The 527-nt window shown below is 73.1% G+C and carries 1 pseudogene; it reads left to right on the forward strand.

The window, feature by feature from the left end:
- Positions 1–125: 125 nt before the first annotated feature.
- Positions 126–527: pseudogene (locus FNQ90_RS26305) on the forward strand (helicase); the annotation flags it as partial.

The following is a 527-nucleotide window of genomic DNA, read 5'->3' on the forward strand; positions in this document are numbered from 1 at the left end:
CCCCCCGACGGGTGGGGCGGCGATCCGGCGGGAAGCGCTTCCGACCGGCGGAAAGAGGCCATCCGCGCCGATGGCGCGGTGTACGGTTGACGGCTGCCCTGTCCGATCAGAAGGGGGCCGTGGCCTTGGACGTCCGCGAACGGGAGATCCGCGCCGAGCAGCGTCACCTGGACGCCGTGTACCGGCGGCTGGAGGAGAAGATCCACGAGGCCGAGTTCCTCGTGGACGACGCCGGCCGGCGCGGACGGGTGGGAACCCCCGGTGCCCTCGCCGAACGCGACGCCCTGGTCTTCCGAGCCGGACTCCACCTCCAGCGTCTCAACAGCGAGTTCGAGGACTTCCTCTTCGGCCGCATCGACCTGCTCGCCGGCCGGGACGGCGAGCGCGGCCCCGACGGCGCCCAGACCTCCGTCGAACCCGCCGAGGACGCCGTCCGGGAGGAGGACGGCACCCCCGTCGCCGACATCGCCGAGACCCTGCACATCGGTCGGCTCGGCGTCCTGGACGCCGACTACGTCCCCCTGGTC

This window comes from Streptomyces alkaliphilus (assembly GCF_014141535.1).
Taxonomy (GTDB): domain Bacteria; phylum Actinomycetota; class Actinomycetes; order Streptomycetales; family Streptomycetaceae; genus Streptomyces; species Streptomyces alkaliphilus.